Annotated in this window: 27 protein-coding genes and 1 pseudogene; 19 read left to right on the forward strand and 9 right to left on the reverse strand. The window is 56.3% G+C overall.

The features are described from left to right. Positions 1-190 precede the first annotated feature (190 nt). From EF096_RS16585 to EF096_RS16600, 4 genes and pseudogenes are all read left to right on the forward strand, one after another. Positions 191-703: pseudogene (locus EF096_RS16585) on the forward strand (methyl-accepting chemotaxis protein); the annotation flags it as partial. A gap of 334 nt (positions 704-1,037) precedes the next feature. Next, on the forward strand, positions 1,038-1,616 hold the full coding sequence (locus tag EF096_RS16590; protein WP_123890916.1) for a PAAR domain-containing protein: 579 nt from the start codon (positions 1,038-1,040) through the stop codon (positions 1,614-1,616). Then, complete coding sequence (locus EF096_RS16595; RefSeq protein ID WP_123890917.1) at positions 1,617-2,186, forward strand: type VI secretion system amidase effector protein Tae4; 570 nt, start codon at positions 1,617-1,619, stop codon at positions 2,184-2,186. After that, positions 2,186-2,614 carry a hypothetical protein gene (locus tag EF096_RS16600; protein WP_123890918.1) on the forward strand — a complete coding sequence of 143 codons (429 nt, stop codon included), beginning with the start codon at positions 2,186-2,188 and terminating at the stop codon, positions 2,612-2,614. Before EF096_RS16595 ends, EF096_RS16600 begins: the two co-directional genes overlap by 1 nt. 16 nt (positions 2,615-2,630) lie before the next feature. Here the strand turns inward: EF096_RS16600 and EF096_RS16605 are convergent, their stop codons facing one another. Further along, entirely contained in the window at positions 2,631-3,194 is a 564-nt protein-coding gene (locus tag EF096_RS16605; protein ID WP_123890919.1) for a phosphoribosyltransferase, read from the reverse strand. Positions 3,195-3,256: 62 nt separating this feature from the next. On the opposite strand from EF096_RS16605, the gene EF096_RS16610 reads away from it, so the two are divergent. Further along, complete coding sequence (locus tag EF096_RS16610; protein WP_123890920.1) at positions 3,257-3,865, forward strand: phosphoribosyltransferase; 609 nt, start codon at positions 3,257-3,259, stop codon at positions 3,863-3,865. A gap of 199 nt (positions 3,866-4,064) precedes the next feature. Here EF096_RS16610 and EF096_RS16615 read toward each other — a convergent pair whose 3' ends face one another. Then, on the reverse strand, positions 4,065-4,418 hold the full coding sequence (locus tag EF096_RS16615) for a YkgJ family cysteine cluster protein (RefSeq protein ID WP_123890921.1): 354 nt from the start codon (positions 4,416-4,418) through the stop codon (positions 4,065-4,067). Between the two features lie 18 nt (positions 4,419-4,436). Beyond that, the gene (locus tag EF096_RS16620; RefSeq protein ID WP_123890922.1) at positions 4,437-4,925 is read right to left on the reverse strand and encodes a YehS family protein; all 489 of its coding nucleotides are present in this window, start codon (positions 4,923-4,925) and stop codon (positions 4,437-4,439) included. A gap of 524 nt (positions 4,926-5,449) precedes the next feature. Here EF096_RS16620 and EF096_RS16625 point away from each other — a divergent pair. Then, on the forward strand, positions 5,450-6,217 hold the full coding sequence (locus EF096_RS16625) for a substrate-binding periplasmic protein (protein WP_123890923.1): 768 nt from the start codon (positions 5,450-5,452) through the stop codon (positions 6,215-6,217). 18 nt (positions 6,218-6,235) lie between these two features. Here EF096_RS16625 and EF096_RS16630 read toward each other — a convergent pair whose 3' ends face one another. Both EF096_RS16630 and EF096_RS16635 read right to left on the reverse strand, forming a co-directional pair. Then, entirely contained in the window at positions 6,236-7,378 is a 1,143-nt protein-coding gene (locus EF096_RS16630) for a glutathione S-transferase family protein (protein WP_123890924.1), read from the reverse strand. A 126-nt stretch (positions 7,379-7,504) separates the two neighbouring features. Next, positions 7,505-9,250 (reverse strand): MFS transporter, encoded by a 1,746-nt coding sequence (locus EF096_RS16635; protein ID WP_456239108.1) that lies wholly within the window; start codon positions 9,248-9,250, stop codon positions 7,505-7,507. Here EF096_RS16635 and metG point away from each other — a divergent pair. The 9 genes from metG to EF096_RS16680 all read left to right on the forward strand — a co-directional run bounded on the left by metG (position 9,249) and on the right by EF096_RS16680 (position 18,330). Further along, positions 9,249-11,300: a methionine--tRNA ligase gene (metG, locus tag EF096_RS16640; RefSeq protein ID WP_123890926.1), complete on the forward strand. Its 2,052-nt coding sequence runs from the start codon at positions 9,249-9,251 to the stop codon at positions 11,298-11,300. The genes EF096_RS16635 and metG overlap by 2 nt on opposite strands. Positions 11,301-11,418: 118 nt before the next feature. Then, entirely contained in the window at positions 11,419-12,003 is a 585-nt protein-coding gene (rsxA, locus tag EF096_RS16645) for an electron transport complex subunit RsxA (RefSeq protein WP_083726308.1), read from the forward strand. Positions 12,004-12,005: 2 nt separating this feature from the next. Beyond that, positions 12,006-12,587 (forward strand): electron transport complex subunit RsxB, encoded by a 582-nt coding sequence (gene rsxB / locus EF096_RS16650; RefSeq protein WP_123890927.1) that lies wholly within the window; start codon positions 12,006-12,008, stop codon positions 12,585-12,587. Then, on the forward strand, positions 12,587-14,965 hold the full coding sequence (gene rsxC / locus EF096_RS16655) for an electron transport complex subunit RsxC (RefSeq protein ID WP_123890928.1): 2,379 nt from the start codon (positions 12,587-12,589) through the stop codon (positions 14,963-14,965). The genes rsxB and rsxC overlap by 1 nt, the downstream gene beginning before the upstream one ends. Further along, entirely contained in the window at positions 14,965-16,032 is a 1,068-nt protein-coding gene (gene rsxD, locus EF096_RS16660; protein ID WP_123890929.1) for an electron transport complex subunit RsxD, read from the forward strand. The genes rsxC and rsxD overlap by 1 nt, the downstream gene beginning before the upstream one ends. Before the next feature lie 2 nt (positions 16,033-16,034). Beyond that, positions 16,035-16,691 carry an electron transport complex subunit RsxG gene (rsxG, locus tag EF096_RS16665; RefSeq protein WP_123890930.1) on the forward strand — a complete coding sequence of 219 codons (657 nt, stop codon included), beginning with the start codon at positions 16,035-16,037 and terminating at the stop codon, positions 16,689-16,691. Continuing rightward, positions 16,681-17,394, forward strand: coding sequence for an electron transport complex subunit E (locus EF096_RS16670; protein ID WP_123890931.1), 714 nt, complete (start codon positions 16,681-16,683; stop codon positions 17,392-17,394). The genes rsxG and EF096_RS16670 overlap by 11 nt, the downstream gene beginning before the upstream one ends. Before the next feature lie 15 nt (positions 17,395-17,409). Beyond that, positions 17,410-18,045 carry an endonuclease III gene (gene nth / locus EF096_RS16675; protein ID WP_123890932.1) on the forward strand — a complete coding sequence of 212 codons (636 nt, stop codon included), beginning with the start codon at positions 17,410-17,412 and terminating at the stop codon, positions 18,043-18,045. Between the two features lie 105 nt (positions 18,046-18,150). After that, positions 18,151-18,330, forward strand: a complete 180-nt coding sequence (locus EF096_RS16680) for a PA3496 family putative envelope integrity protein (RefSeq protein ID WP_123890933.1) — start codon at positions 18,151-18,153, stop codon at positions 18,328-18,330. A 61-nt stretch (positions 18,331-18,391) separates the two neighbouring features. Here the strand turns inward: EF096_RS16680 and EF096_RS16685 are convergent, their stop codons facing one another. Together EF096_RS16685 and cbpA are read right to left on the reverse strand one after the other, a co-directional pair. Next, a complete protein-coding gene (locus EF096_RS16685; RefSeq protein ID WP_123890934.1) occupies positions 18,392-18,697 on the reverse strand; it encodes a chaperone modulator CbpM in 306 nt (101 codons plus the stop codon). Then, positions 18,694-19,632 carry a curved DNA-binding protein gene (gene cbpA, locus EF096_RS16690; protein WP_123890935.1) on the reverse strand — a complete coding sequence of 313 codons (939 nt, stop codon included), beginning with the start codon at positions 19,630-19,632 and terminating at the stop codon, positions 18,694-18,696. The genes EF096_RS16685 and cbpA overlap by 4 nt, the downstream gene beginning before the upstream one ends. A 270-nt stretch (positions 19,633-19,902) precedes the next feature. Here cbpA and EF096_RS16695 point away from each other — a divergent pair, with 270 nt between their 5' ends. From EF096_RS16695 to EF096_RS16705, 3 genes are all read left to right on the forward strand, one after another. Next, positions 19,903-20,118, forward strand: a complete 216-nt coding sequence (locus EF096_RS16695; protein ID WP_123890936.1) for a DUF2061 domain-containing protein — start codon at positions 19,903-19,905, stop codon at positions 20,116-20,118. A gap of 149 nt (positions 20,119-20,267) precedes the next feature. After that, a complete protein-coding gene (locus EF096_RS16700) occupies positions 20,268-21,563 on the forward strand; it encodes a serine/threonine protein kinase (RefSeq protein WP_123890937.1) in 1,296 nt (431 codons plus the stop codon). After that, complete coding sequence (locus tag EF096_RS16705) at positions 21,560-22,372, forward strand: MlaA family lipoprotein (protein ID WP_123890938.1); 813 nt, start codon at positions 21,560-21,562, stop codon at positions 22,370-22,372. Before EF096_RS16700 ends, EF096_RS16705 begins: the two co-directional genes overlap by 4 nt. A 39-nt stretch (positions 22,373-22,411) precedes the next feature. Here EF096_RS16705 and EF096_RS16710 read toward each other — a convergent pair whose 3' ends face one another. Beyond that, a complete protein-coding gene (locus EF096_RS16710; RefSeq protein WP_123890939.1) occupies positions 22,412-22,864 on the reverse strand; it encodes a YcgN family cysteine cluster protein in 453 nt (150 codons plus the stop codon). 3 nt (positions 22,865-22,867) lie between these two features. After that, positions 22,868-23,122, reverse strand: coding sequence for a glutaredoxin family protein (locus EF096_RS16715; protein WP_123890940.1), 255 nt, complete (start codon positions 23,120-23,122; stop codon positions 22,868-22,870). A 155-nt stretch (positions 23,123-23,277) separates the two neighbouring features. On the opposite strand from EF096_RS16715, the gene EF096_RS16720 reads away from it, so the two are divergent. Next, positions 23,278-24,606 carry a deoxyguanosinetriphosphate triphosphohydrolase gene (locus tag EF096_RS16720; RefSeq protein ID WP_123890941.1) on the forward strand — a complete coding sequence of 443 codons (1,329 nt, stop codon included), beginning with the start codon at positions 23,278-23,280 and terminating at the stop codon, positions 24,604-24,606. Positions 24,607-24,630 lie beyond the last annotated feature (24 nt).

Here is a 24,630-nt window from a genome sequence, read left to right on the forward strand (position 1 = left end):
ATTGCTGAGGCTGACACTCTGGAGAAGCTGGAACAGTTGCTTCCATGGAATACAGCACTGGAGCCGGTTGTGAAAAAAGTGGCCCAGTTCGATTAAGGGCAAGTGGGTCGATTTAGAGGCGCTTACGGTTATGGAAATCCGTGAAAGCGGCAATTCACTCGACAAACTGAATGAAGATGTTCAGTCAATCGTCAGCGTATTGGGGGTCATTCGCTCCATTGCAGACCAGACCAACCTGTTGGCGCTCAACGCAGCCATTGAGGCTGCTCGTGCCGGTGAAGCAGGTCGCGGCTTTGCCGTGGTAGCGGACGAGGTGCGCGCGCTGGCCAGCCGCACCCAGACCAGTACCGAAGAGATCCAGAGCATGACAGACCGCCTGCTGCAAGGGACAGAAAGCGCGATCAAGTCCATGCGCCAGTCGAGTGACAGCGGCGAACTGACCAGCGAGCATGCAAACAAGGCAGGTACCTCACTTGATGCCATTGCCGGCCTGATCGGCACCATTAATTCGATGAACGCGCAGATTGCCAGTGCCGCAGAGGAACAAACGGCAGTAGCAGAAGAGATTAATCGTAGCGTGCATCAGATCGCGATGGCGGTAGAGAGCGTCGCCGAAGAGACTCGTCAGGGCGCAAATACGGCACGTAGCCTGTCTGACCTGGGTGACCGACTCGGTACTTTGGTGCGTCAGTTCAAGGTCTGAGCGGCGCCCCAGTCGGTGTGCCACTGCCATCCCAGCAGCAGGCACACCGGCGATGGGTACCCACTGTATCAGCACCACTTCAGCGCTAGTGCCAGCCCCCAAAAACAATTCAACATGCCAAAAAACCACGTTTTGAGTGCACTCCACTCCAGTGCAGCTTTTGGTTTATTGGCCTGGCTTCGCAGTGCGCGAGCAAACAGCCTTAATATTAAACTGACCGTGACACCCTCTACAGATTTTTAGTCCCGTCCTTTTCGCTATAAGACAATGCGCGTATAAACCGAAATCAACTCTCACCACGTATCCACAGTCACTGCAATCAGTGGGCATCTGCATGTTAAGAATCGGTATTGGCTCAAAAACCTCAACTGGCGGTGTTGTCGTCGAAGGCAACACAGGACTTCAATTCGATGGCCTGGTCGCCAGCTCCATAGGCCATAAGGCGACCTGCCCCGCTTGCAAAAAAGGTATCGGTGAAATCATACCCGTAGGTCCGCGTAGCGTTATGCTGCCGGCTGGCCTGGCGGCAAGAGCGGGCGACTATATTGCTTGCGGCTGCCCGCCACATTCAAACGTATTGATCGCCGAGGGCACCATCAGCATAGGTAGCCAGGGGTCTGCACAGCAAAACTCTCAAACCGCTTTACGCTCACCCGGCGCTTCCAAAAAATCGGTTACCCGGATTTACTGGAGTCACGGCGATAAGCAGACGCCGCTGCAAAACGCGTCCCGCTTTTATACTGATATGAACCTACATGCCGAGACAGTGGGCTACCAACCAGGCGAAACATTGGAAATAACCCTGGAAGGTGCCAGCTCGCAAAGGCTACAAGGCGTCGTTGATGCCAATGGCAAGGTCTGCATTCAAAACGCCTTGAAATCGCATGGTGTGCACCTACAAGGACGTATTTGAATGACTACTCTCACCGCCTCAGCTGGCGGCGCCAGCACCGAAATACAGATCAACCGTCCTGAATTCGAAGCACTGTGGCGCGCTTACTCCGAAGTAGGCATGAAGGATTATCAGCAAGTTTACGATTTGGTTGGCGGAAACGTAGCCGAGCTAAGACAAGCAAGGCCCGCGGACTACACCAACGCCTGCGCTCTGCGCATGAGTCGCGGCTTTAACTACGGCGGGTACGTCATACCCAAAGGCACCATCATCCAGGGCACCAATATATATCGCGCCAAAGGTGCAGATGGCCTGCCTTATATTCTGCGGGTCAACGATGTAATCAATTTCGTCCGCCATAATTGGGGAGCGCCAGACAAGACCCTTGCTCCATCAGAGCACGATCAACTAAACGGCCTGAAGGGTTTGATTGTCATTGAGGTTCAAGGCTGGAGTGATGCGTCGGGCCATGTCACGCTCTGGGATGGCGTTGCCACCGGCGATGACAGTGATTACCAGAACCCTCAGAGCCATGCCTTCGACAGCCCTGCAGTCTCGCCTAAACACATTCTGTACTGGGAGCTAAAGTAGTGAAAAAGTTAACTATCAGCGGATTTATATTTGTCGCTATGATCGCGACCCAACCCTCAGTTTTTGCAGCCACCATAGAGCAAGCCAGAACGTCTCTTAAAAACTATGGTTTTGTGCACTGTCTGGACGCTGCATACCAGGATAGCAAGCAACTCGATGACGACTTGGCCGCTGCGAGCGGTGCCTATCACTACATGGGCAGGGGGGCGCACTTTATACAGCAAGACGAAGATACCCTGGACGTGACCCACGATCCCTATCAAGCCACTGAGGACTTCATCGTCGAGGCTTACCCAAATACCGATGCCCAGACTCAATCACAAGGACGTAAAAACCCCATGATTGCCTGCCTGACCATCTACAACTCGTCTGAGTACAGCGCCTTTATTCGTGGCCAGGACGGTTACATCAGCAACCCGGAAAAATAGCCTTCGAGCTAGCTGCTCACTTCAGATGCGGTTTTAGAATTTCATATAGCGCTGGGCGGTTGGCCGCGATCTCATCAGCCGTTAAGCCTTCGAGTGAATGCGGATATTTTAGCCAGGCATCTGTGCTGTGCAGGTAAAAATGCGGTTCCCACTCCACCTCGTTGCGGCTAGGCTTGTAATACGGCACCGCCACGCGAATATCATGGGGCGTATTCAGCCGCGCCTTGTTCTTCAGTTCCTGGATGATGGCCTCAACCGATCGACCGGTATCAAACACATCATCAACAATCAGCAGTGAGTCTTGATGGGTCACATGCTTGACCAGATAATTCAGGCCATGCACACGGACTTCACGGCTTTGCTGGTCAATGCCGTGGTACGACGACGTGCGGATAGCAATGTTGTCAGTATGCACTCCGTGGTAGTCGAGGAACTCCTGCACCGCTATGCCCATGGGTACGCCACCGCGCCACACAGCAATAATAAAGGTCGGACGAAAGTCCGAATTCAGGATCTGCGCGCCAAGATGAAAAGCATCTTCGAGCAGACTTTGTGCACTGAGGTATTGTTTATCAGCCATAAGACCGTTAGCGTTTGAGAATTCGCGACATATTCCCACCTGACGGAGCCTTCTGGCAAGCCATGACCCAGCCCAGCGCCACACAAAAACCCACTCGCACTCGCCGTTTCCTCGACGAGAACCAGCTTATTGAAGATGCCTTCCGCCTTGGCGTACAGGTTTTTGAGAGCGGTTTTCGCCCAAACTTCATCGTCGGCTTATGGCGCGGCGGCAGCGCCGTGGGTATTTACGTACAGGAATGCCTGCAGACGCTGGGTGTAAAAACCGATCACATCGCACTGCGCACCTCGTACCGAGGCATGGAGCACTACGACACCATGATCGCCTCGCCCCAGTCAGAGATTCGCGTGCACGGCACCCACTACCTGCTCGACAACATCAACCAGGATGATCGCCTGCTGATTGTCGATGACGCCTTTGGTACCGGTCACAGCATGGCCGCAGTGCTGGAAAAACTCAGCGGCCAGTTGAAGCGCAACATGCCCAAAGATACGCGTATTGCCACCCTCTATCAGCGGCTGGGCGCAGGCCAGACCGCAGTCAAGCCCGACTTTTGCCTGCATACCACCGAAGACTGGCTCGTATTCCCCTATGAGATGAACGGCCTTACCCGTGCAGACATTGATGAACACAAACCCTATCTGAGCCCTATTCTGGATTCAGTCAAGTAACCCGGTAGGCGCGCGACCTGAACGGCCGCGCGTTGACCTGCTCTACGAGGGCGCTAGCTAACCCGTCACTGTTACCACCGCGCAACTGGTTGCTTATTTCCCTAAAGGCATGGCTTTGTTCATTTCAGCCGGTATCTGTGCGGCCGTAACGGGAGCGAAAAACGCTCCAGATGTTGCAGTAAAATGACGTTTTATCTACTTACACCAGCACTTGCCGCGTATTGGCGATGTAATGATGCACTTGGCGCTCTACTTTTTGATCAATCATGGTTTCGGGCCGACGATCATTGGGGCAAGGCATACGCGGCGTGGTACCAAACAGCCGGCAGATCAGGGGCCGCTCTGCGTAAACTTCGCAACCGTGCGGCCCTAGATGTACGCAGTTAAGTTCATTCAGCGCGGCGTCATGCTCGGCGTCGGACTTCACCGGCAGGCGCGACATTTCTTCAGAAGAAGTCGTTACCGGACCGCAGCAGTCATGGCAACCTGGCACGCACTCGAAGGTCGGAATCTGCTCGCGCAGTCGCGCAATAATCTCGCCGTTAGACTTCATATTCACCGCACCTTCAGCTCATTCCAACTCGGAGTCTATTTGCTTGTCCTGGGGACGCAGTTGATATTGAACGCCTAGCAAGAAGTTGCGCAAAATCTGGTCTTTGCATTCGCGGTAATTCTTATTACCTGGCTTACGAAAGAAAGCACTCAACTCATGACTGCTCAGACGAAACTCAACTAATTGAAAAATATCAAGAATATCCTCAGCCTTTAAATTAAGCGCAATGCGCAGCTTTTGGAACACCATATTATTATTCAAACGATCTTCCGGCACTGGCTGCGCGCCTTCACGCTTGCCGCGCTTGAAGTTGATAAACCCATTAAGAAAAACAGCCAACTCTTTGTCGCTCAACTTAACGAACGCTGTGTCTTCTTCTTTTTTCAGCCAGTGAGTAACTTGCTCTTGGGAAACCTCAACATCCGCCAAAGAGAAAATATCTGCCATGGCGGCGTCTTTGATGTCGAAGGTGTAACGGATACGGCGCAAAATATCATTATTGGTCAAAATACGATCCCTAGTCTTAGGTAAGCTCAGCATGTTCTCTGCTATCGCAGACAGGATCAAAATAGCCTTTACAACCGGATACCAGAAGTAACGCTCATTATCGACTCAAGCCTGAGAACCCAGCGATGCCACTTGGGCAAGCAACAGCTGCTCAGTAAACATAAAAAAACGACGCCTGCTTGTAGTGTGGCGTCGGATTATCCCCTCTTGCGAGGAGCTAGATGCTGATGCGGATGACATTACACCACTAACCTTGCACCTCAAGCCAGCGCCAAGTCCGGCTGAGCCCCGGCACGCGCCGGCGCCTTGAGCGGTAAACTCAGGTGAGACTCAAGCTCGCTTAGCCCCCGATCATGCTCAACAGCGTCGAACTTGCGCGCGAAAATCGGTACGAATATTTTCCTTATCCGCGGGCGCTTCAACCATTAAAAGTACGCCTGTAAACCGCGCGCTCTCGACCCGACTCAAAAACCCGGCTAGTCTTGATTCGCTGCCCTGAACACAAACCAATAAAAAATAATAATATGACGATGTATCAATTGCTTAAGCTTGGTCCTCAGTTTCCAGCGATAGCCATCTTGTTTTTCATACTGGGCTACCCGACTTCCGTCAGCGCCGAGGAACCCTTACCGCTGCTCAACGCCGCTTACCTTACCTTCCCGCCGATGGCCTACACCGATGAACAGGGCAACGCCCGAGGCAGCATCATTGAACTGACCAACGAGCTGGCAGCGGATAGTGGCTATCGAATCCACTGGATCAATTATCCGATCAATCGAATCTACCGCAGCCTGAGTAACGGTAATATTGACCTCTGGCCCGGTTCGCAGCACGTGCCAGCACTAGCCGATTTCACCCTGGAATCCAAGCCACTGGATTACAACGTGAAGTTGTGCGCTTTTTCGTTCTCAGGCAGTACACCGCTCACCAGCACTGAAGACTTGATAGATAAACAGCTGGTGCTAATCCGTGGCTACACATATCGCGGCCAACTAAAAGCCGTCTTCGATCGAGCAGCCCACCAACCGATTGTAGCGCCGGACCATACGGCCGCCATGCAATTGCTGGCGACCGGCCGTGCTGAGTACCTGATCAGCTACGGCCATCCAATGCAGGAAAGTCTGGCAAACTACCCATTGCAACAAACCCATTGCGATAAGCTCGGCGAATGGCCGCTAGTATTTGTCGTATCACGGCGCAACCCTGACGCTCAGCAGATTGCCGACAACCTGGATGCCGCCTATCAGCGCTATGTCGCTAGCCAGCAACAAGACAGTCAGCCCGAGCACTGACCTATTTCACAGCGCTGATCACCCCGTTGTCGGCAGCGCCCATACTTCGATGTTATTGCTGCGCTCTACCCTGTAGCTACTGACCGCAGGGATCGCAGCGGCCAGCCCCAGTTGCTGCAATTGCGCCATGACTACCTGCGCATGCGCTGACGGGAGCGTTGCCAGTAGATCTGCCGCGCGCTGCAGCACAAATAGCAGATAAGGCTCGACGCCGACTTCGACGGGGGCACCCTGATATTCAGTTTCAACCAGTCCGACCTGCCGCACCTGTGGCTTGTCGGTAACCGGCTCACCCTGCGCTGGCTGCCGGCGCGCTACCCAGGCATCAAGAAAGGCGAGCTTATCCGTCAACTCGGGGAATATATCTGCCGCGATATGCCGCAATACAGGCTCCAGCGTTGGCGGTATCTCGTCATGCGGCCAGAATTCAGCCAGGCAGTCGGGATAATCGACTAAATCCAGTCCAGGTGCCGTCATGCGCTCTACCCAGCGGTACACTCTTGGCGCACGTTTCTTCATGATGCCAGCAGGCACCGGATCACGCCCCAAATGCGCAAACATCGGGCCGATCAGGCCGTAATCGGCAATGGAAGGACGACCACCCAATAGATAAGGCAACTCGGCAAAATGCGCGTCGAGTAAATCCAGCAGCGTCTCAAAGGACTGCTCGATCAAGGCAACGCTGTCAGGATTGACGCCCAGACGCGGCAGATAGGAGTTCATTCGCCCCATGATTTTCTCTGCCATGACGGCGCCTGAACTACTTGCAAAGGCATGGCGCAGAAAGGCTTCCTGCTGCTCGCGGTAGGACCAGCGATAGTGCATCGCCTGCTTGAGCATCGCCTGACCACCGTAATACTCAATGATCACCGCCAGACTATGCTGCAACGGTGTACTCGGGTATGCCGGATAAGGGACGCCCTGCCCCTCAAAAAAGTCGATGATATCGATGGTGTCCTGAATCACGCGGCCGTCTGGCGTTTCCAGCACCGGTATGATGCCCCGACCGATCTGCGGCAGAATGCGGGTGGCAAAGTCCGGGTGCGACGGCGACACTTCAACATAGTCAATGCCCTGATTACGCAGATAACAGCGCGCCTTGCCGGTATACAGTGAATGCGGCGAGCCATAAAGCGTATAGGGAGTGTGTTCGTTAGGCATGTAGTGTCCGTTGTTATTTGAGCGAGCAGACTAGAAAACGATCCTGGAAAACTATCGGGGTTGCACGGCAACTACAACCCCTCAAGTATGAAACCGCTTCAGGTCTGACACTCAAGCAACGGGCAGCTAGCCTTCCAGCCTGACTTGACGCAGACATGTTGCCGTCAGCACTGCGGCACTGGCCATGATGACCGCGCCGATCAGCGAATTAACATGCAGAGCCGAGGCAAAGCCGTCCTGCACTACGATCAACAGCGCTTGCGCGGTGTCGGGTGGTAGCTGCTTGATCACCGCAAGCGCGCCGCCCAGGGTATCGCTGGCAATCTCTACCTGTTCAGGCGTCAGACCGTCAGGCAGCCGCGCCGCCATGTACTGCTGATAGATGACCGCGCCGACGCTACCAATAACCGCGATACCCAACGCCATGCCCAGTTCGGCAGCGGTCTCTGAGGTTGCAGCCGCCGCGCCCGCTTTGGCCGGCGGTACCGAGCTCACCACAAGATCGGTACCCATAATCATCACCGGCATGATACCCACACCAAGCAGCATGGTACCCAGCGCCATCAACGCGACGCCGTCGCGACCCTGCACCAGCAGCAAGACACAAAATCCAATAACCGATACGCACAAACCAAGACTCGTGAACACAGAGGGCTTTAGCTTGCGTGACAAGCTGGGCACCACCAGTGAAGCAGCCGTTTGCAAAATAGCCGCGGGCAACATGACCAGCCCGGCTTCCAGTGCGCTCAAGCCAGCAACCCCTTGCAGGTATTGGAAAATCATCAACCAGGCGCCGGAAAGCGCAAAAATAGCCATCAGCATGGCAAAAATAGACACCGTAAAGGCGCGCCGACTAAAGAGCGTCAAATCCAGCATGGGATCGGGCAATCGGCGTTGACGACGGGTAAACACAGTACCCACCACTAGACCTAGTACTACGGCGAGCAATGCCCCCAGATTGAGCCCATCGCGAGCAGTATCCTTAAGCCCATAAATCACCAACAGCAGCGCCACAATGCATAGCAGCGCGCTGACCACATCCAACCGCCCTGCGTTCTCGTCCCGGCACTCGGGCAATAAAAACGGCCCCACCAACAGCAGCAATGCCATCACCGGCACGCCAAGCAAAAACACCGAGCCCCACCAGAAAAACTCAAGCATCACGCCGCCCACCAGTGGGCCTATGGCACTCCCAACAATAAACCCTGTCATCCACACCGTAATAGCCAGCGTGCGCTCGCGCTCGACATGAAACATGTTGCGAATCAAGGACAGGGTAGACGGCATCAAGGTCGCGCCTGCGATGCCCAACAAAGCACGGGTGATAATCAAGGAAGTAGCAGAACTTGCGAACGCAGCCGCCACCGATGCCACGCCGAATGCCAGCGCGCCGGCTAGCAGCAAGCGCCGACGGCCGATGCGATCGCCCAGCGTGCCCATGGTGATCAAAAAGCCGGCAACCATGAAGCCGTATATATCCAGAATCCACAGTAACTCTGAGCTACTTGGTTGCAGGTCGGCACTCAGCCGAGGCGCCGCCAGATGCAACACCGTCATGTCCAACGCCAGTAGCAGCGTTGGTAGCACCAGCACAGCCAAACCCAGCCACTCACGGCGACTGGCGGGGTGCTCGGCATGCGAATCAATTTGCTGTGCGGTGGTCATGTAAAAAGCATCCTGTGGCGAGGGCTTCTTATACCGCCAGCACCCATCACCAGCAAGGTACAGTTGCCAACTTGCTTTACAGAACAGATTGGCGGTATCTGATGTCATTATGGGCGCCTTCTCTGGCGCTGCCTGATGACCCCCGCGCGCCAAACAGGTATCATGTCCGGCTTTATTCCGTCTATCCAACAGAAGCCGAGAACCCATGTCCAGCAACGCCCCATCTCGCCAGATCCTCGTTACCAGCGCCCTGCCCTATGCCAACGGTTCGATCCATCTGGGGCACATGCTTGAGTACATTCAGACTGACATCTGGGTTCGCTTCCAGAAACTGCGCGGTAATCAGGCAGTTTACGTCTGCGCCGATGATGCCCATGGCTCCGCCATCATGTTGCGCGCCGAGAAGGAAGGGATTACCTCTGAGCAGTTGATCGACAACGTCAAGGCCGAGCACACCGCTGACTTTGCCGACTTTTTGGTCAACTTCGACAATTATCACTCGACTCATTCGCAGGAGAACAAATACTTCTCCGAGCTGATCTATGGCCGCTTGAAAGACGCAGGCCACATCAGCACGCGTTCAGTGACGCAGTATTTCGATCCAGAGAAAAAGATGTTTCTGGCCGATCGCTTCATCAAGGGCACCTGCCCCAAGTGCAGCGCAGAAGACCAGTACGGCGACAACTGCGAGAAATGCGGTGCCACGTACGAGCCGACCGAGCTGAAAGACCCGCGCTCTGCTATCTCGGGCGCCACGCCAGTATTGAAGGATTCCAAGCACTTCTTCTTCCGTCTGCAAGACTTCAGCGACATGCTCAAGCAGTGGACGCGCAGCGGCACGCTGCAGGAAGCAGTTGCCAACAAGATCGCCGAGTGGCTCGACAGCGGCCTGCACGAGTGGGATATCAGCCGTGATGCGCCCTACTTCGGCTTCGAGATCCCTGACGAGCCCGGCAAGTATTTTTACGTCTGGCTGGACGCGCCCATTGGCTACATGGCCAGCTTCAAGAACCTGTGCGAGCGTCGCCCTGAACTGAGTTTTGATGCTTTCTGGAATGCCGATTCCAGCGCCGAGCTGTATCACTTTATCGGCAAGGACATCGTTAACTTCCACACCCTGTTCTGGCCGGCCATGCTGGAAGGTGCAGGTTTCCGCAAGCCTACGGCAGTCAACGTACACGGCTACCTGACGGTGAACGGGCAGAAGATGTCCAAGTCGCGCGGCACCTTTATCAAGGCCCGTACTTATCTGGATCATCTGTCCCCGGAATACCTGCGTTACTACTACGCGGCCAAGCTGGGCCGTGGCGTAGAAGACCTTGACCTGAATCTCGACGACTTTATTCAGAAGGTCAACTCCGACCTGGTCGGCAAGGTGGTAAACATCGCCAGTCGTTGCGCGGGCTTTATTCAAAAGGGCAATGCTGGCGTGATGGTCGATGCCAACCCAGCCCCTGAACTGACTGCGGCTTTTACCGCTGGCGCACCGCTGATTGCCGACGCCTACGAGAAGCGCGATTTCTCCCGCGCCATGCGCGAAATCATGGGCCTGGCTGACAAGGCCAATGCCTGGATTGCAGACAAGGCGCCCTGGTCGCTGAACAAGCAGGAAGGCAAACAAGACGAAGTACAGGCCATCTGCTCGCTCGGCGTGAACCTGTTCCGCCAATTGATCATCTTCCTCAAGCCGGTACTACCGCATCTGGCTGACGACGCTGAGGCCTTCCTGAATGTCGCACCGCTGCGCTGGGACGATCACCAGAATCTGCTGGCCGATCATCAGCTGAACGCCTTCAAGCCGCTGATGGCACGCATTGAACCGGCTAAAATTGAAGCCATGATCGATGCCTCCAAGGAAGACCTCGCCGCGGCCGAAGCCACGGCTGCGCCTGCGGGCAACGGCGAGCTGACGAAAGAGCCGCTGGAAGCCGAGATCAAGTTTGATGCCTTCGCCGCCGTTGACCTGCGCGTAGCCCTGATCGAGAAGGCCGAGTTCGTTGAGGGTGCCGATAAGCTGCTGCGCCTGTCGCTGGATATCGGCGACGCCAAGCGCAACGTGTTCTCGGGCATCAAGAGCGCCTATCCTGACCCGAGCAAACTGGAAGGCCGCCATACCCTGTACGTTGCCAACCTGGCGCCGCGCAAGATGAAGTTTGGCGTATCGGAAGGCATGGTGCTGGCAGCGGGCCCCGGTGGCGAAGATATCTTCCTGCTGAGCCCCGATGAAGGCGCCAAGCCAGGGCAGCGCGTCAAGTAATTCAATAGTGCGATAAGCATAAACAGAGGCGGTCTGCAGACCGCCCGGATTAGCCGGAATCAGGCGCAGCTGCCATTAGAGCGGCTCGCCGAGCATTCCAAACATGGGGTTGGGGAACATGGCTGAATTTGCCCTCATTCTGGTCAGTACCATTCTGGTCAACAACTTTGTGCTGGTGCAGTTTCTCGGCCTTTGTCCGTTTATGGGCGTCTCCGGCAAGCTGGAAACCGCCATTGGTATGTCGGCGGCGACCACCTTCGTGCTCACGCTGGCCTCCATCCTCAGCTACCTGACGTTTCAGTACATTCTGGTCCCGCTGGACCTGGAATTTCTGCGCACCATTTCCTTCATTCTGGTGATCGCGGTGGTGGTGCAGTTCACCGAGATGGTGGTGCACAAGACCAGCCCCCTGCTGTACCGCGTCCTGGGTATCTTTCTGCCGCTGATCACCACCAACTGCGCGGTACTGGGCGTCGCTCTGCTGAACACTAACCGCGCCGAACAGACCTTTATGAAATCGGCGACTTACGGTCTGGGCGCGGCAATTGGCTTCTCAATGATCCTGATTCTGTTTGCCGGCCTGCGTGAGCGCATCGCCATTGCCGACGTGCCCACGCCCTTTCGCGGCGCCGCCATCGGCATGATCACAGCAGGCCTGATGTCCCTTGCCTTTATGGGCTTCACCGGCTTGATAAGGTTGTAAGCATGTCGATGATTCTCACTGCTGTCTTGGTACTGCTGGGCCTGGCGCTGATATTCGGCGCCATCCTGGGTTACGCCGCCATTCGCTTCAAGGTCGAGGGCGATCCCATCGTTGACCAGATCAACGAACTGCTGCCACAAACCCAGTGCGGCCAATGCGGCCATCCGGGTTGCAAGCCTTACGCCGAAGGCATTGCCAACGGCGAGCCAATCAACAAGTGCCCGCCCGGCGGCGAATCGACCATTCAGGCGCTGGCTGATCTGCTCGACGTCGAGGTATTGCCGCTGGATGCCGAGCACGGCGAAGAAAAGCCCAAGATGGTTGCCTACATCCGTGAAGCCGAATGCATTGGCTGCACCAAATGCATTCAGGCCTGCCCGGTCGATGCGATTCTCGGCGCGGCCAAGCAAATGCATACGGTGATCACCGATGAATGCACTGGTTGCGACCTCTGCGTTGAGCCCTGTCCGGTTGACTGTATCGACATGCTGCCGTTGCCGACTACACCACAAAACTGGAAGTGGGACTTCCCACTGCCCGGCCCCGCCGTTATTGCCACCGACGCCCAGCGAGGGGCCGCCTGATGACCGCTGCCAGCCCCATCCGTATCTGGGATATTCCCGGCGGTATTCACCCGGAAGAGAACAAGCACCAGTCGACCGCGCACGGTATCGAATCGGTGCCGCTACCCAGCCAGTTGATCCTGCCGCTGCAACAGCATCTGGGTGCTCGCGCCGAACCGACGGTCGAAATCGGCGAGCGGGTACTCAAGGGCCAACTGATTGCCGAGGCCAGCGGGATGATCAGTTGCCCGCTGCATGCGCCCACCTCCGGCACAGTGACCGCGATTGGGCCCGCGCCCTACCCGCACGCCTCAGGCCTTGAGGAATGGGCTATTACTCTTGACGTGGATGGCCAGGATCAGTGGTGTGAACTCAGCCCAATGAGTGATTACCAGAGCCTGGAGCCCGCGACCCTGCTGGAAGTTATCCGTCAGGCAGGCATCAGCGGCCTGGGCGGTGCGGGCTTCCCGACCTCGGTCAAACTCAAGGCGCGCCCCGAGCAGAAAATTCATACGCTGATCGTTAATGGCACCGAGTGTGAGCCTTACATCACGGCCGACGACAGTGCCATGCGTTACCACGCCGAGCAGATCGTTGCGGGTATCGAGATACTTCAGCATATTCTGCACCCAGAGCAGGTGTTGATCGGCATTGAGGACAACAAGCCAGAGGCCATCGCAGCGATGCGCAAGGCCGTTGGCACGCGCGACAGCATGCAGGTCGTGGTCTTCCCGACCAAATACCCCTCTGGCGGTGAGAAGCAACTGATCCAGATACTGACAGGTAAAGAGGTGCCCAGTGGCGGCCTGCCCGCCGACATCGGCATGGTCTGCCAAAACATAGGCACCCTGCTGGCGATCCACGATGCCGTATTGCTGGGCCAGCCGCTGATCAAGCGCATTACCACCCTGACCGGCGACGCACTCAGTCACCCCACCAACGTGGAAGCCTTGATTGGTACGCGCATCAGCCACCTGCTTGAATTTGCCGGGTTGCAGCCTGAGCGCCTGTATCGGCTAGTGATGGGCGGCCCCATGATGGGCTTCACCCTGCAAAGCATGGCTGCGCCCATCATTAAAACCAGCAACTGCCTGCTGGCTGGCACCCAGGAGGAATTACCTCCGCCGCCACCGGCTCAGCCATGCATTCGCTGCGGCTTATGCGCCGAGGCATGCCCAGCAGAGCTACTGCCGCAGCAGCTGCACTTTTTTGCATTGGGCAAAGAGTACGATCAGCTCAAGCGGCAGAATTTGTTTGACTGCATTGAGTGCGGCGCTTGCTCTTACGTTTGCCCCAGCAGTATCCCGCTGGTGCAGTACTACCGCGCAGCCAAGTCTGATATCCGTGCGCTGGATCTGCAGCAGCACAAATCTGATCACTCCAAGCAACGCTTTGAGCACCGCCAGGAACGCCTGCAGCGTGAAGCCGAACAAAAAGAACGTGACCGTCAGGCTCGCGCCGAAAAAGCAGCACGATTGAAAGCCGCCAAGGAAGCCGAGGCGGCCAAGCCTAGCGCAACGGAAAATGATAGCTCGGTAGAACCCGATGTCGCCCGCCTGCAAGCGCAAAAACCCAGCGGCCTGAGTCCAGAACAGAAGCAAGCCAAGATTGCCGCCGCCACCGCACAGATGGCGCTGAAGAAAGCGCAAAAACAACTGGCAGCCAACCCGGACAACACCGACTTGCAAGCGCAAATCCCGACTCTGGAACAAGCCGCGCGCGATGCTCAGACAGCGTTCGACCAAGTACAGGGCGACCTTGCCACCCAGCCTGCGGCTGAGCCCGCTGCCGGAGGCGATGATGCCAAGAAGCTTAAAATCGAGGCTGCAATGCTGCGCGCCAACCTGAAGAAGGCCGAGCGCGCAGCCGGTGATTCCCCGAGCGCAGAGCAGCAAGCAGAAATCGACAAATTGCGCTCAGAAGCCGAAGCAGCTTATGCCCGCGTGCCTGCCGCCGCGACCTCGAAAAAGCCCATCGACGAGAATCTGAAAAAAGCCAAGCTGGATCTGGCCATGGCGCGCGCAGCGGTGAAGAAGACCGAGCGAGAAATCGATAGCTCCCCTGATGACGAGGATCTGAAAGCGCAGCTTGCAGCTCAACAGCAGGTTTTCAACGCCGCTGAAAAAGCGCTGCATGAGGCCGAAAGCAACAGCCCGATTCCGCCCCCCGAGCGCAACAAGGTCGACAAGAAGCCGGTGGACGAAACCCTGCGCGAGCTGAAAACCAACCTGGCCACCACTAAAGCTGATTTCAAGCGGGCCGAGCGAGAGCTGCAGGCCGCTATAGATGCCGAAACCGACACCGCCCCGGCACAGGACCAGCTCACGGCTACCCGCGCCAAACTCGACGCGGCAGCCAAAGCCTTCGCCGAATATATGGCTAGCAAGGAGACCAACTGATGGCGCTGGTTCGTATGACATCGCCGCACGCCAAGGGCAACAACCACACCCAGACCATTATGCTCTGGGTATTGGCGGCAACCCTGCCCGGCGTGCTGGCCATGACCTGGTTTTTCGGTTTTGGCACCCTGATCAATATCTGCTTTGCCAGCCTGGTTGCGCTTGCGGTGGAAAGCCTGATCCTGTGGGTTCGTAAACGCCCAATCAGTTTCTATCTGCGCGACGGCAGCGCGCTGGTGACTGCCTGGCTGCTGGCCCTTGCGCTGCCGTCCTATGCGCCCTGGTGGTTGACCCTGGTTGCCACCGCCTTTGCCATTATCTTCGGCAAGCAATTGTACGGCGGCCTTGGTCAGAACCCGTTCAATCCGGCCATGCTGGGTTACGCAGTGGTACTGGTATCTTTTCCGGTAGAAATGACCAGTTGGCCCGCCTGGCGCGGCATTGAAGCGGTACTGCCCAATGTCCAGGCCACCCTGGGCTTGTTTGATGGGCTGGCGCGTATCTTCTTGCCCGCGACCCAGGCCATCGACGGCTGGACCCTCGCCACGCCTCTGGATGTGGTTAAAACCAATGCCAGCCTGACCATGGCGGAGTTGCAAGCGAGCAAGCCGGTATTCGGTAGCTTGGCCGGACATGGCTGGGAATGGGTCAGCCTGGCTTATCTGGCTGGCGGCATTGCCCTGCTCTACAAGCGAATTTATACCTGGCATGCGCCGGTCGGCATGTTGGGTGCGCTGGCCATCATGAGTCTGCTGTTCTGGAATGGCAGCGGTTCAGACTCCAATGGCTCACCGCTGTTTCATTTGCTCAGCGGGGCCAGCATGCTTGGCGCCTTCTTTGTCGTCACTGACCCGGTCTCCGGCGCCACCAGTAAACAGGGCCGCCTGATCTTCGGTGCTGGCGTGGGGATTCTGGTGTATTGCATTCGCGCCTGGGGTGGCTACCCCGACGCAGTCGCCTTCGCGGTGCTACTGATGAACCTGGCTGCGCCGACCATTGACTACTACAGCACCCCCCGCACCTATGGTCATCGCAAGGCCAAGCGCGGCATGGGCAAAACGGACTGAGCATGGATAATCCAACCACTACCCGCAGCTCGGTATTGCGCAACAGCATCATTCTCGGACTGTTCGCTATGGCAACCGTCGGTATGATCGCAATTACCCAACAGGGCACCGCCGAACGCATCAGCGAAGCCCAACGCCGGGTGCAGCTGAGCGCCCTGAACGAGATTCTTCCGCACGAGCAGCACGATAACGATCTGCTCGCCGACAGCTTCAGCGTTGATGATTATCCCCATCTGCGCCTTGGCGCTGCCCATGACGCCTATCGCGCCAAACGAGACGGCAAGGTCGTCGCGGTGATACTGCCGGTCGTCGCGCCCGAGGGTTACAGTGGCCGTATTGATCTGTTGGTCGGTATCTATGCTGACGGCTCCGTGGCTGGCGTGCGCGCCGTCAATCACCGTGAGACGCCCGGACTGGGCGACAAGATCGAGATTGGCAAAAGTCAGTGGGTACTGGAGTTCAAGGGTAAAAGCTTGAGCATGCCGGTACCCGAGAACTGGGCGGTGAAAAAAGACGGCGGTAAGTTCGACCAGTTTACCGGCGCGACTATTACCCCGCGGGCCGTGGTCAAGGCGGTTTACCAAAGCCTGGAATACTTTGCAGAACACCGGCGCAGCCTGCTGCAACTGCCCGCTGAGGAGCCCGACAATGGCAACTAAAACGCTCTCCGAGATAACCGCTGATGGCCTATGGCATAACAATCCGGGCCTGGTACAACTGCTCGGGCTATGCCCGCTGCTGGGCGTCAGTAGTTCAGTGGTCAACGCGCTGGGGCTAGGGCTGGCGACCATGCTGGTACTAACCGGCTCCAACCTGGCGGTGTCGCTGATCCGCAGCGCCGTAACCGATGCCGTGCGCCTGCCTGCCTTTGTGATGATTATCGCCGCGCTGACTACCTGTATTGAGCTCTTGATGCAGGCATTCACCTACGAGCTGTATCAGATACTCGGCATCTTTATTCCGCTGATCGTCACTAACTGCGTGATCCTGGGCCGCGCCGATGCCTTTGCGTCAAAAAATCCCATTCTGCCGTCGCTGGTCGACGGTTTCATGATGAGCCTGGGCTTTGCATTGGTATTGGTCGTATTGGGTGGTCTGCGCGAGCTGGTAGGCCATGGCACCCTGTTCGCGGGCATGGATCTGCTGCTGGGGCCAATAGCGGCAAACTGGAAACTGGTTATCTTCGCGAATTACACCGATGTGCTTTTTGTTATTTTGCCGCCCGGCGCCTTTCTGTTCATGGGTCTGTTGATCGCGCTGAAGAATGTGATCGACGCCAAGGTCAAGGCGCGTGCGGAAGCGCGCATTAGCAAACCAGCCGCTGGCAGCAAGCGCGTGCGGGTTACCGGCACCATCAGCTAAGGCGGCAAGCAGGCTATGAACAAGGAAAAACGCTTTGAGATCTTCCGCCGCCTGCGTGAAGACAACCCGCACCCGACGACCGAGCTTAACTTCAGCTCGCCGTTCGAACTGCTGGTCGCCGTCACCCTCTCGGCGCAGGCAACCGATGTCGGCGTCAACAAGGCCACCGCCAAGCTCTTTCCGGTCGCCAATACGCCAGAGGCGATCTACGCGCTGGGGGTTGACGGCCTATCCGAGTACATCAAGACGATTGGCCTGTTCAACAGCAAGGCACGCAACGTAATCGCCGCCTGCAAAATGCTGATTGAGCTGCACCACAGTGAAGTTCCCGACGACCGGGAGGCGCTGGAGGCGCTACCTGGCGTGGGACGCAAAACAGCCAATGTAGTCCTCAATACCGCCTTTGGTCACCCTGCTATGGCAGTGGATACGCATATTTTTCGCGTCAGCAATCGCACCGGTATTGCGCCGGGGAAAAACGTGCTCGAAGTGGAAAAAAAGCTGATGCGCCATGTGCCCAGGGAGTTCCTGGTAGACGCTCATCACTGGTTGATTCTGCACGGCAGATACGTCTGCAAAGCACGCACGCCGCAGTGCGGTAGCTGCCGCATCGAAGACCTGTGCGACTACAAAGAGAAGACCTCGGACTGAAGGTTTGAGGTCTTTTTGCTTTTTTAATAAAAAAAAACTATTTCCGCAAAACCCCTACTCCGTTTATAAGGTGCGCAAATGGCATCTTCATTGTGGAGTTGAGTCATGGCTAAAGCGAAAACCGATATCGAACTGGACGATGATGACTTCATCGAAGAGGACGACACCCCAGATACCGACAGCGCGCCCAATTCCAAGGCGAGCCTTACCAAACGTCGCTTGATCGACAATTACCTCGAGGAACGCCGCCTGCAGCGTGAGCTGACCGAATTCGACTTTGACTAACGCGATAGCACTGCCCTGACCGCTATAATAGTGGCTGGCCGGTCAGGGCAGTGCCGAGCGTTTATCCCTCGTCGTGCAAAAACCGGTCAAGACGCTGCTTGAGCATAGCGTTTTCAGCTCTTAGTTCATTCAACTCATCAAGCATCTCCAGCACCAACGGCATATCGGACCACTCGACCGCCAGTTGATGATGCAAGCGATCAGCCTTGCTAACCAGGCTCATGGCAATATGGCTAAAACGCCACTCCTCCCGCCGGACGCCCGCTTCAGGCCGGAGCACGCCCTGCTCAACCAGATCGACTATCTGCGCTTCACTAATGCTCACGCACTGGCAAAGCTCGTCAAAACTTACGTATACGCTGCTCATGATTCTTTGCTCCAGTCGGCCCTGGGGTCGAATGCCGCTTGCTCTGCCAGCTCGGTCCAGAGCTGCTGCATACGCTCATTGTGCTGCTGCGGCATGACCACCTTGAGCACGGCAAAAAGATCACCACTGCCCTGTTTTCCAGTCAGACCCTTACCCTTGATTCGCAACCGCTGCCCGCTCTGGCTGTTTGGCTTGATCGTCAGCTGAATTTTACCGCTCAGGGTAGGTACCGTTACCTTGGCGCCCAGCGCCGCTTCCCAAGGGGCCAAGGGTACCGTCAGAATCAGGTTACGCCCTTCCACATCAAACATAGGATGCGGGACCAATCGAATATGCAGATAAAGATCACCTGCCGGCGCCTGGCCCATGCCGGGTGATCCCTGGCCCTTGAGTCGAATCCGCTCGCCATCCGCAACGCCGGCGGGAATCTTGACCTTCAGCGATTTCTGTAACACCTGCGGCTGACCGCGTTCATCAACGTACTGCAGGTTGAAACTGACCGGCTTGCTGATCTCGGCCAGCGTTTCTTCTAGAAACACCGGCAGTTCGATCTCAACATCCTGGCCCTTGCGGGCAAAGGGATCCGCCGCGCCTCGGCCAAAACCACCTCCACCTGCTCCGCCGAACATGGAGCTGAAAAAGTCGGCAAAATCAGCGTCCGACTGGCCGCCACCGCCATAACCGGCATCAGCGTTACCTTGATAACGCTGGCGCTGCTCTCGAGCCTGGCAGAGGTCATCGTATTCCGCACGCTTATTGGCGTCGTGCAGTACTTCATAGGCCTCAGCAACTTCCTTGAACTTTTCTTCCGCCTCAGGATGCTTACTGACATCCGGATGATACTGCCTGGCCAACTTACGGTAGGCCGTCTTGATCGCCTTGTCGTCGGCCTGACGATCCACACCGAGTACGCTGTAATAATCCTTGAAATCCATATGCAGTCCTGTCTTTTGCTGGCGTCACTGACAAATCAGACGACCGCGACACCCAGGGTGCCGAACTACCAGCATAGCGGAATTGGGCAGCAACCAAGTCACTGATCGCGTGATACCCATTGCTGATAGAAACGGCAACGGCGCGCAGGAACAAGGCAATTGAGCTTGCCTATCAAGGCTATGGGATTTTCGCGCTTGCGTCATCCATTCGAAACGCTAATATATGCAATTACGAATCATTACTATTTAGTTGTTTATCTGAGGTGTCCCATGTTGAAAACCATGACCTTTGCCTGCATGCACTTCTCCATCGCCTTTGGCGTGGTGTACTTGATGACGGGTAGCGTATTGCTGGGTGGCGCTGTCGCATTGGTAGAGCCAGCGGTGAATACCGTTGCGTTCTACTTTCACGAGAAGATATGGAAGCGCCATGAGCGTCGCAAACAAACAGCGTTGCAGCCGCTCTCGCCGATTCTTCAGGCCTGAGAGAGTGTTCAGTAAAAGCCTCGAGAACAGGCGCTGATAGCGTATTTTCGTCCGTAGTCAAAAATCTTGCAGCCCGCAAAAATGGAACTTTAACCCCCTTTTGGGGGTATATTGCAGCGACTCCTCAGGAAAAGTAGACGATCGCCATTATGCCCCGAAAGACGATACGAATTTGCACCGGATTGCTTTTTGCCATCGCCTTCACGGCTCAGGCTGAACAATTTGACTACCCTGAAACCAACCCTTTTATGGCTACGGTTGCCGGCACTCCGAATGAACTTAAAGTACCTGTTCCTGATGAGGTCGACGTTCAGCAGGGGGATCTTGCCGTTCGTGTGTTACCGGACAGAAAACTGCCGCCCGCGCTGTCCAATTACCGCGATCTGCATTTCCGTGTCGCCTGGCATGATGAGCCCGCACCGCTTATCTTTCTGATTGCTGGCACCGGCTCTGGCTACGACAGCTCGCGTATGGACTATCTCAAGCGACTATTCTGGCAAGCTGGCATGCACGTTATTGTCTTGTCTTCGCCGACCAATCATGACTTTATCGCAGCAGCGTCCAATAGCGGCATGCCGGGGATGGGCGCTGAGGACGCGCGTGACCTGCATACTGCCATGAGTATGGCCTTGGATAAGGCGCAAGATGAAAAGGGCTTCGAAGTCACCGAGTATCGCTTGGCCGGCTTCAGCTTGGGCGCGTTGAATGCCGCCTTCGTTGCCGAGCTTGATACCCATTTGGGGCAGTTCAACTTCAGCAAGGTGCTGCTGCTCAATCCACCGGTCGATCTTTACGCCTCGGTAGGCCGGCTCGACGATTTGTCCTACACCCGTATCCCCGGCGTAAGCGACAACGACAGCTTCTACGAGCATATTTTCCAAAAGCTCTCACGCCACTTTGCGCAGCGCGGCAACAGCGATATTCAAGCCAACCTGTTCTATGAAATACAGAACTCACCCGAGGCGCTGTCAGATCCAGAGCTCGCCATGCTGGTTGGCGCCGTGTTTCGCTTCTCAGCAGCGGATCTGAGCTTTATGAGCGATCTGATCAATCACGGCGGACGCTACGTACCAGCCGATAAGGAATTGAAGGTCAGCACCTCACTGACGCCTTACCTGCGCCGCGCGTTGTTTTGTGATTTCTCCTGCTACATCAATACCCAGCTGTGGCCAGCGTGGGAGGCACTGAATGCCGGGCGCACCATCGACGAGATGGCCTACGAAACCAGTTTGCGCAGCTTGCAGGCTTTCCTGCACGACAGTCCCAACATCGCCGCAGTCAGCAACGCTGATGACCTTATATTGACCCAAAACGACTACAGATTTTTGGCCGACACCTTCGGTGAGCGTGCCTACCTTTATCCGCACGGAGGACATGGCGGTAATCTCGACTATCCGCAGGTTGCCGAACGTTATATGGACTTTCTGCAGGGAGACGCACAATGAACCCGGTCTATTGGATAAGCGGCCTGTTCGGCTGTATTTTTTTCACCGGCACCGTCCTGGCCGACGCGCCAAACGAGTACGTCAATTACAGTGACAGCGGGCATGAGCTCGACTTCCCTGCTTACCATGATCCGCTTGATGAACTGGATATTGATAAGAGTGAAACGCGCTACCAATTCGAGCGCTCGAGTCTTCGCGCACTGAATGTGCAAGACCCGCTGGAAGGTATGAACCGTCGTATTTATCGCTTTAACGCACAATTCGACCAGCATGTTTATCTGCCGGTTGTACGCACCTATGTGTGGGCTACACCCAAGGTCGCGCGAAAAGGCGTTTCCAATTTTTTCAATAACTTGAAAGACATTCCTCACCTTGGAAATAGCCTGCTGCAGGGTAAGTTCCAGCGCAGTGCAGAGACCACAGCAAGGCTGTTGTTCAACAGTATTCTGGGGATTGGCGGGATTTTTGATGTGGCCAACAGTATGGGCCTACCGCAGCAACCAGAGGACTTTGGACAAACACTCGGCGTTTACGGCGTGCCGCCTGGCCCCTATCTGGTGATCCCGTTTCTCGGCCCTTCATCGCTGCGCGACGGCACGGGTAAAGTCGTGGACTGGGCGATTGAAGACAATGTTAACTACATGAACAACCGTGATTTCATGAACGACTATCAGGCAACCTGGGGTATATGGGCTATTGATCTGCGCTATCAGACACCCTTCCGCTATGGTGCACTCGACAGCCCATTCGAGTATGACCAGGTGCGCTACCTGTACACCAAGTTACGTGAGTTTCAGGTCGACAACTAAACAGATGGCGGGCGGCTCACTCTGGGTCGCCCGACACCCTCAGCCCACGCGAAAAATGATGTGATCTTCCCAATCATCATCATCTACACTGCCCTCTTTGAGCATTTGGCCAGATAACGAAATACCCGCCTTGTGTACGGCGTTACGGTCACCGCAAATCAAATGGTGCCATGGCGGCAAGTCCGTTCCTTCAGACACCAGACGATAGCCGCACGTTGGCGGCAGCCAGGCAAAATCGCTGGCAGCCCCCGGCGTTAGCTGGATACAGTCTGGAACTTTCAATTGGCGATTAGGGTAGTCGCTGCACTGGCAACTTTGGTGATCTAGCAGTTTGCAGGCAATGCGGGTGTAATAAAATGTCTGCGGCTCGTCTTCATCTTCCAACTTCTGCAAACAACACAAGCCGCAGCCGTCACACAGCGACTCCCATTCCTGCTGATCCATTTCAGTCAGCTTTTTACGTTGCCAGAACGGCAGTACGCGCATCGCCATAGCTCAACCCTCCTCGGCCAACACATCCTGCAACCAGTCAAGCAAACGGTTCAGGTCAAATGGGAAGTCCAGCTCCGCGCCGGTATCCTCACGACGCAGTACCGGAATGCGCAACTGATACCGCGTCATCAGCTCCTCGGCGTCCACAATATCCACCTCGCGCACCTGAAGGCCATTGGCTTTCAGGGGGGCAAGCTCAGCCATCGCGGCATCGCACAGATGGCAGGCGCTGGTGCCATAAAGAGTAAGACGGATCATGCCGGGGGGCCGCTCGCAGTTAATCACAAAGGGTCGCTATTCTACCCGGTTGACGCGCGCCTGCCGACCTCTAACGAGGGTGCCGCGAGATCAATTGCAACCTTGGCAGTCGAGTGCGCATCCCACATACTCGGCACACTACAACGGAGATCATTATGGATTGGGAAACACTGCTGTGCCGGGAACGTTTGGGTAAGCCTCTAGCCAGCGCCGACGAGTTAGGCCGCACACCGTTCCACAAGGACCATGATCGCGTTATCTTCTCTGGCGCTTTCCGCCGGCTAGGCAAGAAAACCCAGGTGCACCCGGTTTCCAGTAACGACCACATTCACACTCGTCTTACCCATAGCCTTGAAGTTGGCTGCGTAGGTCGCTCTTTGGGCATGCGCGTCGGTGAAATGCTGCGCAGCGAGCTACCAGACTGGTGCGAGCCCGCCGATCTGGGTGCGATAGTCCAGGCGGCCTGCCTGGCGCATGATATTGGTAACCCGCCCTACGGCCACTCCGGCGAGGATGCCATCCGCCACTGGTTCCACCAGGCAGCCCAAGGCGGTCTGCTTGATCAGTTGAGTGAGGCAGAGCGTCAGGATTTTCTGCACTTTGAGGGTAACGCCCAGGGCTTCCGCGTTTTAACCCAGATTGAGTACCACCAGGCTGATGGCGGCATGCGCCTGACTTACGCAACGCTAGGCGCTTATCTGAAATATCCCTGGACAGCGCAGCATGCCGATAGCCAGGGCTACAAAAAACACAAGTTTGGCTGCTACCAGGCCGAGTATCCGCTGCTGCAGCAAATCGCCGACAAGCTCGGCCTGCCCTCCCAGGGCGAGCAGAGCTGGAGCCGCCACCCGCTGGTCTATCTGGTCGAGGCGGCTGACGACATTTGCTATGGCTTGATTGACCTGGAAGACGGCCTGGAAATGGATCTGCTCGCCTATTCAGAGGTCGAAAAGGTTCTGCTCGATCTCGTGGGCGATGATGTGCCCGAGACCTACCGCCAACTTGGCCCCGAAGATTCCCAGCGCCGTCGCTTGGCAATACTGCGTGGCAAGGCGATTGAGCATCTGGTAAACGCTGCCGCCGAGGCGTTCATCGAGCAGCAACCAGCGTTACTGGCTGGCGACCTGAAAGGTGATCTGGTTGAGCATATGCACGGAGCAGCAAGACGCTGCGTGTTGGACGCCAAGCAGATGGCGCGCAAACGCATCTTTCAGGACAAGCGCAAAACGGTGGTCGAGATCGGCGCCTACAGCACACTGGAAACCTTGCTGAACGCGTTTTGCGGCGCAGTCAGCGAGCTGCATGCCGGCCAGAACCTGAGCTTCAAGCACCAGCGCATACTGGACCTGCTGGGACATACCATTCCACAAGCGGATTGGGATCCCTACCGCAGTTACCTGAGAGTGGTCGATTTTATCGCTGGCATGACCGATCTTTACGCCGCCGACCTGGCAACCCGTATTCGCGGTATCAATCAGCCCTGACAAAGCAGTTGTGCAAGCTCCGCC

Origin of the sequence: Pseudomonas neustonica, from assembly GCF_003797945.1 — a bacterium.
Lineage (GTDB): Bacteria > Pseudomonadota > Gammaproteobacteria > Pseudomonadales > Pseudomonadaceae > Halopseudomonas > Halopseudomonas neustonica.